This is a genomic window from Streptococcus suis, from assembly GCF_019794555.1.
Taxonomy (GTDB): domain Bacteria; phylum Bacillota; class Bacilli; order Lactobacillales; family Streptococcaceae; genus Streptococcus; species Streptococcus suis_AB.
The window spans coordinates 1-8,185 of sequence record NZ_JAIMEP010000049.1 but is presented as its reverse complement, the minus strand read 5'-3'; the positions used below and the strand labels follow the sequence as shown (position 1 = coordinate 8,185).

8 protein-coding genes are annotated in these 8,185 nt (G+C 42.1%); 2 read left to right on the top strand and 6 right to left on the bottom strand.

Annotation, left to right across the window (positions count from 1 at the left end; all coding sequences use genetic code 11):
- Positions 1 to 172: 172 nt before the first annotated feature.
- Entirely contained in the window at positions 173 to 1,129 is a 957-nt protein-coding gene (locus tag K6V48_RS11305; protein WP_172071494.1) for a glutathione S-transferase family protein, read from the bottom strand.
- 137 nt (positions 1,130 to 1,266) lie between these two features.
- Between K6V48_RS11305 and K6V48_RS11300 the strand changes: the two genes are divergently transcribed.
- Together K6V48_RS11300 and K6V48_RS11295 are read left to right on the top strand one after the other, a co-directional pair.
- The gene (locus tag K6V48_RS11300; RefSeq protein WP_222369782.1) at positions 1,267 to 1,995 is read left to right on the top strand and encodes a pseudouridine synthase; all 729 of its coding nucleotides are present in this window, start codon (positions 1,267 to 1,269) and stop codon (positions 1,993 to 1,995) included.
- 2 nt (positions 1,996 to 1,997) lie between these two features.
- Positions 1,998 to 2,477 carry a glutathione peroxidase gene (locus K6V48_RS11295; protein WP_222369781.1) on the top strand — a complete coding sequence of 160 codons (480 nt, stop codon included), beginning with the start codon at positions 1,998 to 2,000 and terminating at the stop codon, positions 2,475 to 2,477.
- An 18-nt stretch (positions 2,478 to 2,495) separates the two neighbouring features.
- Here the strand turns inward: K6V48_RS11295 and K6V48_RS11290 are convergent, their stop codons facing one another.
- From K6V48_RS11290 to K6V48_RS11270, 5 genes are all read right to left on the bottom strand, one after another.
- Positions 2,496 to 3,497 carry a FecCD family ABC transporter permease gene (locus tag K6V48_RS11290; RefSeq protein WP_222369780.1) on the bottom strand — a complete coding sequence of 334 codons (1,002 nt, stop codon included), beginning with the start codon at positions 3,495 to 3,497 and terminating at the stop codon, positions 2,496 to 2,498.
- The gene (locus K6V48_RS11285) at positions 3,494 to 4,528 is read right to left on the bottom strand and encodes a FecCD family ABC transporter permease (RefSeq protein WP_222369779.1); all 1,035 of its coding nucleotides are present in this window, start codon (positions 4,526 to 4,528) and stop codon (positions 3,494 to 3,496) included. The genes K6V48_RS11290 and K6V48_RS11285 overlap by 4 nt, the downstream gene beginning before the upstream one ends.
- Before the next feature lie 12 nt (positions 4,529 to 4,540).
- Positions 4,541 to 5,470 carry an ABC transporter substrate-binding protein gene (locus K6V48_RS11280; protein WP_222369778.1) on the bottom strand — a complete coding sequence of 310 codons (930 nt, stop codon included), beginning with the start codon at positions 5,468 to 5,470 and terminating at the stop codon, positions 4,541 to 4,543.
- A complete protein-coding gene (locus K6V48_RS11275) occupies positions 5,467 to 6,267 on the bottom strand; it encodes an ABC transporter ATP-binding protein (protein WP_172017621.1) in 801 nt (266 codons plus the stop codon). Before K6V48_RS11275 ends, K6V48_RS11280 begins: the two co-directional genes overlap by 4 nt.
- A gap of 318 nt (positions 6,268 to 6,585) precedes the next feature.
- The gene (locus K6V48_RS11270; RefSeq protein ID WP_222369776.1) at positions 6,586 to 8,016 is read right to left on the bottom strand and encodes a UDP-N-acetylmuramoyl-L-alanyl-D-glutamate--L-lysine ligase; all 1,431 of its coding nucleotides are present in this window, start codon (positions 8,014 to 8,016) and stop codon (positions 6,586 to 6,588) included.
- Positions 8,017 to 8,185: the final 169 nt, after the last annotated feature.

Below are 8,185 nucleotides of genomic sequence, written 5' to 3'. Positions count from 1 at the left end.
GGTTTCTTGCCTAGACTATTATCTAAAACGACATGCGTTAAAAGTTAGTTGAACCGCCGTGTGCCGAACGGCACGCACGGTGGTGTGAGAGGGACTAGAAATTAGTCCCTACTCGATTGCTTCGATTCTGAATTTTTAAGCACTCTTAGTATCATTACACTTGTGCATAGTTTTAGAGTGTCCAGTCTAAGTCTGGTCCGACAGGTACAATTCCAGTTGGGTTAATGGTTTTATGGCTACCGTAGTAGTGCTGTTTGATATGGTCAAAGTCAACTGTCTCCGAAATACCAGCATGGTTGTAAATCCGCTTGGTATAATCCCATAGGTTTGGATAGTCGACTAAGGCCTTTATATTACATTTGAAGTGCCCAAAGTAGACAGCATCAAAACGAACCAAGGTCGTGAAGAGACGAATATCTGCTTCAGTTAATTGGTTTCCTACTAGAAATTGCTGATTTTCCAATTGTTCTTCTAATTTATCCAATGCAGCAAAGAGCTTTGTTACCTCTTTTTCGTAGACAGCTTGATTGGTTGAAAAACCTGCCTTATACACCCCATTGTTGATATTTGGATAGACAAAGTCATTCATGGCATCGATTTCAGATTGCAGGTGTTCTGGATAGTAATCATCATAGTTGCCTGTAATGTCATTGAAAGCAGTGTTGAACATGCGCATGATTTCAGCTGATTCATTGTTGACAATCGTGTTTGTTTGCTTATCCCAAAGAACTGGAACAGTAACTCGACCAGTGTAATTTGGATCCGCTTTCAAGTAAATTTGATAGAGATAGTCGCTGTTAAAAAGGGGGTCCTTGATGACACCAGGTCCGTCAGCGAAGGTCCAACCATTTTCCAACATGAGGGGGTGCACAATTGAAAGGGAAATGTGGTCTTCCAAGCCTTTCAATTTTCGCATGATCAACGTACGACTTGCCCACGGGCAGGCAAGAGAGATATAGAGGTGGTAGCGACCTGATTCAGCTTTAAAACCACCATGTCCTGTAGGTCCAGCTTGTCCATCAGGTGTAATCCAATTACGGAATTGTGTCACTGTACGAACAAACTTCCCGCCTGTTGATTTGGTATCATACCATTGATCCACCCATTTGCCATCTTGTAAAAGTCCCATAACATCCTCCTAAATGCAAAAGCAGGAAATCCACCTGCTAAGAGAGGATTTCCATTGTAAAAAAATATATCACTAATTAGTATTATAAAGCTTTTTTAAAAAGAGTCAAGCAAAATGATTTATGGTAAAATAGTCTCATGAGATTGGACAAGTGTATGGAGGCGGCCCGGATTGGCTCTCGCAAGCAGGTAAAGAAATTATTTAAGTCCCAACAGATTATGGTTGATGGGCGACCTGCTCAAAGCCTAAGCCAGATTGTTGACCCAGAGTTGCAAACGATCCAAGTCTCTGGTAAAAAAGTTGCATTAGAAGGTTCTGCCTATTATTTACTTCACAAACCAGCAGGAGTCGTTTCAGCTGTGAGGGATAAAGACCACCAAACTGTCATCGACTTGATTTTTCCACAAGATAGTAGGGAAGGGCTCTATCCCGTTGGTCGTTTAGACCGTGATACGGAAGGACTGGTCCTTATCACCAATAATGGTCCGCTCGGCTACCGGATGCTCCATCCCAGCCATCATGTGGACAAGATTTATCATGTTGAGGTAAATGGCTTTTTGGCAGATGATGCGCCAGCATTTTTTGCATCAGGCATTGCATTCTTGGACGGAACACGGTGTCAGCCAGCGGAATTGACGATATTGGTAGTTTCTTTGGACCATAGCAGAGCGATCATCAAGCTGGCTGAAGGCAAATTTCACCAGGTTAAGAAGATGTTTTTAGCCTATGGTCTCAAGGTCACCTATCTCAAACGCATCGCTTTTGGTGGATTTGAGCTCGGGGATTTGGAACGAGGTGCATACAGACAACTCAGTCCAAATGAATTGGAACATTTGTTAACTTATTTTGATGAATGGAGGAAATGAGAATGAGCATTTACGATATTATTGTTCAAAAACAAGATGGAAATGACCAGTCCATGCGTGATTTTCAGGGTCAGGTTATTTTAGTAGTCAATACGGCGCCAGGTTGTGGGTTGGCACCTCAATACAAGGAATTGCAAGAACTCTATGATACTTATAAAGACAAAGGTTTGGTCGTGCTCGATTTTCCTTGCAATCAATTTTTGAATCAGGCTCCCGGTTCTGATGAAGAAATCAATCAGACCTGCAGTTTGAATTATGGTACAACCTTTCCTCGTTTTGCAAAAATTGCTGTAAATGGAGCTGAAGCCAGTCCACTATATCGCTATCTCAAGAAAGAAAAATCGACCTTACTTGGCGGTCGAATCGAGTGGAATTTTACCAAGTTTTTGGTCGATAGACAGGGGCTCGTGGTTAAGCGTTATTTACCAACGACTAGTCCATTAAAACTGAAAGAGGATATTGAACTTTACCTAGAAAAATAACAAGAAGGCTGGAATCATCTAGCCTTCTTGTTTTAGTAACCAAAGAAAATAGGGTGCACCGATAAGGGAAATGATAATACCAGTTGGAATGCCTGTTCCGACAAGTAGCACACGTCCAATTGTATCAGCAATGAGAAGTATGAGACTCCCGACAATCATGCTAGCAGGTATGATGATTCGATGATCATTTCCCAACCACTTTCGTACGATATGACCAGCGATGAGGCCTACAAAAGTAATATTTCCCACCAAAATGACACTGAGGGAAGCAAGAGTAGTAGCCAATATCAAGACGATCCTTCTTTCACGTTGTAAAGAGAGTCCCAGTGCCATGGCTGTCTGGTCATTGAGATTCATAATATTGAGGGAACGACTGCGACTATATGTTACTAGCCAAACTATGAGAAGAAGTGGCGTATAGATTGCGATAGTCTTCCAATCTCCACCATTTACTCGACCGCTGAGCCACTGGACGATGTATTCCATTTTGAAATCATCCAAGCGACTAATTAGACTGACCATGATGCCAGATAACATGCTTGAGATACCGACCCCAGTGATAATCAAGCGGGTTGGATGGATACCATATAGTTTCTTGCGAGCAATCCAGTAAACGAGAAAAATAGTTAATCCGCCTCCTATCATGGCAAATAGTGGCAATGTATGTACTAAGGTTGGGCTGATTGTTGGTGAAAGGCCGACAAAGAGTGCTACAACAAGACCAGCTCCAGCATTAATTCCCAATATGCCAGAATCAGCCAGAGGATTTCGCGTTAATGTTTGTAACAAGAGTCCGGCTAAAGCGAGAGAAGCTCCTCCAATCATTGAGGCGATTATTCTCGGTAAACGAATTCTACCAATGATAAGGAGAGTTGAGGAACTGGCTCGTCCACTGACGATATCCAACACATCTGAAAAGGACGAGTTGGCGTATCCTATTGATAAGGAGATGAGAAAACCAGCAGATAAGAGGATGAGGAGAAATGAAAAAATCTTTAGATAGTTATGACGTCTTATCAAAGGTGTTTCTCCTTTCGAATCAACCATAGGAAACAAGGTAAGCCGATGATACTGATCACTGCACTAATAGGTGTTTCAGCAGGTGGGTTGATTGAACGACAAACCAAGTCTACCCAGATCAGGAAACTAGCTCCAGCAAAAGCTGTTAAAGGTAAGAGCAGTTTGTAATTTTTTCCTGTAAACATGCGGATAAAATGTGGAATGATGAGCCCAACAAATGAGAGGGAACCCACCAGTGCCACTGCAGCAGCTGAGAGCAAAAGGACGATACCCAACAATACCAAGGTCATCAGTACAGTTCGTTGACCAAGATTTTTAGCAACAGTCTCGTTAAGACTCAGGATGGTCAGCTGATGTGAAAAGAGTTGGGCAAGGATGAGGCCAACAATGATAAGTGGACCAATAATAGCTAACATTTTCCAATTGACCTGTACTAAGCCCCCTGCTTGCCAACCGATGACAGCTGTTGATAAATCGAAATAGATGGTAATGGCCTGCCCTATTGCGGAAAATAAGCTGGCTAACATTGCACCCGACAAAATCAAACGGAGTTGATTATAGCCTTTTTGCACTTGGTAAGAGAGACCAAAGACTAGACCAGCTGCTAGGCAAGAGCCTAGTAAACAGATCACTAAAATTTGACTGTAATGCAAGCTACCAAAAATGGCATAACCGAGGATGAGGGCGAGGCCTGCTCCAGCATTGATTCCTAATAGACCAGGATCTGCGATTGCATTGCGCGTTATTCCCTGCATCATCGCTCCTGCTTGAGCCATAGCAGCTCCAACCAAGATGGCAGCCACCATTCGAGGCAATCGTAAATCAATGATGACATCCTGCACTGATGAATCTGTCATCGGATAGCGCAGTGTTTCTATGAGTTGTTGATGGCTGTAAGAAATAGCACCAAATCGTAAACTCAAATAGGCTCCGATTATGAAAAGTAGGCTAATGATGAAAAAAACAAGAAGAGGCTGGACTAGATGTCCAGTTCCTCTCCTTGAAGAATGAGAACGTATTACTCTATTCATAGTTCATTCCTTTTACTGAATCTCTTTTAATGCAGAGACAAAGGCGTCTATTTGCAAATCAAGTGACATAGGATCTGAGAAGTAGAAGAGGTTATAATCGACTTCAATGATATGTCCATTTTTGACAGCAGGTAAATTTTTCCAAATGTCGCTTTCTTTTAGCGATGATGCGGCATCTTTGGTTGTTTCATTAACATTGACAAGAAGGTAGTCACCAACATAGTCTGGTAGGGCTTCTTGCGAAATGCCAAACCAGCCATCTTTATTGATGACATCTTCTTGGACTTTAGCAGGAGCAGCGAAACCAAGCGCTCTGTAAACCAATTCACCACCACGGCCAAAGTTGTTTCCGTAGAGGAAGATATTTTTATCAAAGAAGTCCATCACAGTAAATGTCGCACTTGTATCTACAACTCCACTGAGTTCTTCCTTGGCAGCGGCAACTTTTTTATCCCACTGGTCAAGCCAAGCTTGAGCCTCTTTTTCTTTTCCAAAAATCTGACCAACATCCGTCAGCATTTTCAGGTAGTCACTCTTTCCATAGGTGATCTCAATAACTGGCGCGATTTCTTTCAGTGTTTCTATGTTGTCATCGCCGGCGAAGACAAGAATGAGATCTGGATTTTGAGTAGCGATAGCTTCTGTATCCGCTGTTGTTAATAATGGTAGGTCTTTTAATTGGTCACCAAATGCAGGGCTGTCTTTTTCTAGGTCTAGACTATAACTGGAAACCTGGATCCCCAATTGCAAGAGATAGCCTGTGTAAGAGTAGGCAAAGTTAACAACTTTTTTAGGATTTTTCGGAATATCTCCATAGTAGGTAATGCCTTCAATTTCAGGCATCTTTGACAATTCTACATCTGATGGGGTAGATGAGCTAGAGCAAGCTGTTAAGAAAAACAGCCCAACAAATAAACTAAAAATAGCTAAAAACTTTTTCATTTTTTCTCCTTATTATTTTTTAAATCGTAAGTTAGCAAAATAGGATACTCTTGACCAGGAGCCTGTATTAATTGAGGTTCGATGTTGAAAATATCACTCAGTATCTCAGTAGTCATGATACTGGACACGGATCCATTGTAGCGAATATTTCCCTCTTTCATCGCAATCATATGATCTGAAAAACGAGCGGATAAATTAACATCATGGAGAACCATCACAATGGTTTTCTGTTGGCTTAGGTTGAGTTCTTTTAATAGCTCTAAAATTTCCAATTGGTGATTGAGGTCAAGATAGGTCGTTGGCTCATCTAAGAAAATAGTATCGGTATCTTGGGCAAGTGCCATGGCAATCCAAACTCGTTGTCTCTGTCCACCAGATAAATCATCAACGGGGAACCTGGCGAAAGGAGCGGTTTGAGTCACTTCTAGAGCCCAGTTGATCTTCTCCCTATCCTGATCGGTGAGATAGCCGAGTCCATTTTGATGGGGGTAGCGCCCATAAGAAACCAATTCATAGACAGAAATCCCTTCTGTCGCTTCCAATACCTGAGGAAGTAAGGCAAGTTTTTTTGCAACTTCCTTAGTTGGTAATTGGGCAATGGCCTGGCCATCTAGATAGATAGCTCCTTTTTGAATGGGTAAAATCCTGATCAATGACTTGAGTAAAGTGGACTTTCCACAACCGTTGGCACCAATAATAGTGGTTATTTTTCCACTGGGAATTCTGGTGGATAGTTTTTCTATGATCACTCGATCATCATATGCCACTTGGATGTTTTCTGCTTGAATAGAAGACACATATTTCTCCTTTCCGTGGTATAGTCGAATGAATAAGCTGTCAGATAAGGAACGGATGTCCAGGTAGCTAGAACAGCCTAAAGGCTGTTCTAGGTTGGAAATAAGACTTGAGAAACAAGTCACTTTCGTAGAGTAAGGCAAGACTAGATTGACAATCTTTCAATGCTCATTCAAATGACTGATATTGCGCGTTAAAAAACGGTACGACTTGTATTATATCAAAAAAAGTCTTCAAAACAAAGAGTTTTCTGAAAATTTTAATTTAACAAGGATCGTTATAAAAAAGCCCTTGTCATCTTCGAGTGACAAGGGTGGAATCTATAAGTATTTTTTGGCAATTTCTAAATCACCAGCATAAGTTGTTTTTTTACCGTTCACAATCTGGTAGGCATCGGCCCCTTTACCGGCTATTATAACAGCATCTTGCGATGAAGTTGTTTGCCTCATCGCGGTGCGAATAGCTTCTTCACGATCCAAGATAAAGGTGCTCGGACGGTTCATATAGGAACGAATTTGCTCAGCAATAGTAGCTGGGTCTTCATGATTGGGATCATCAGCTGTTAGAATCACATCGACCTGTGGATAGTCATTAAGTAGAAGTCCGAAGTCTTTACGGCGACTTTCTCCCTTATTACCTGGGGCGCCTAAAATCAGGATGACCTTTCCTGATTGATGTGTGAGGACGACATCAAGCAGTTTTTTTACGCTATCGCCATTGTGAGCGTAGTCAACGAAGACTTTAGCCCCGTTTTGTTGGGTCAGGACTTCCATTCGCCCCGGTACGCTGGTCTGGGCAATCCCAGCATGAATATCTTCTAGGCTTGCACCTAGGCGAAGACAAGCTAGTCCAGCAGCGATGGCATTTTCTTGGTTGAAATGACCAATGAGCTGAATAGCATAGTGCCCAGCTAATTTTCCAGTCGCTGTGAAGTCGAATCCTGCTGACTGGGTAATTTCATTTTCAGTAGTCGGCCCGTAGAAGTCATGGTCTTTGAACATCACTTGGTCTCTCACGACTTCAAAATGATCCATTCCAGCATTGACAATAGCTGCTCTGCTATTATCCATTAAAAGACGCTTATGGTAGAAATAGTCTTCAAATGTCGGATGCTCAATGGGACCTATATGGTCAGGACTAATGTTGAGGAAGACGCCTACGTCAAAAGTCAGGCCATAAACACGCTTGACAAGGTAGGCTTGGCTAGATACTTCCATTACAAGGTGAGTCATCCCATTTTTGACTGCCTCCGCCATCATGGCAAAGAGATCCAGACTTTCAGGGGTGGTCAGTGTTGATTTGAAAAAGGTCTCGCCATCCAGTGTTGTATTCATGGTTGACAGCATGGCAGGCTTATGACTCTGTTTGAGAATATGATAGGCAAAATAAGCTGCGGTTGTCTTGCCTTTGGTACCTGTGAATGCCAGGAGTTTGAGCTGGTTCTGTGGGTTACCGTGAAATTCCATCGCAATCAGGCTCATGGCTTGTTTGATGTCTTTAACAAGAATGGCTGGTATGCTGACTTCGTAGTCTATTTCTGATACGTAGTAGGCCAAGCCGTTTTCAATTGCTTTTTCTAAAAATTCCTTTTTAAAGGCTAAGCCCTTGGCGAAGAAAAGGGTTGTTGGACTTACGGTTCGACTGTCATAACTCAAAGCGTCGAACTCAATATCTGTAGGCTCATTCCTTGTGATCGAACGAAAATTTGCATCTGTCTTTAAAATTTCAATTATACGGTCAAATGTTATCATGCTTCTATTGTAAACTTATGAAAGGAATTTGACAAGTGAGGGGGAAGACAAGTTTGTGTCAAGTTTCTCTCGGAAAGTTTCTCAAAGTCCTAGATCCATTTCTTGAGTTGACCAATTGGAGTGCTGGTGGCACCGTTCAAAGTAATACTTGCCCGAGGTACTCTATGTG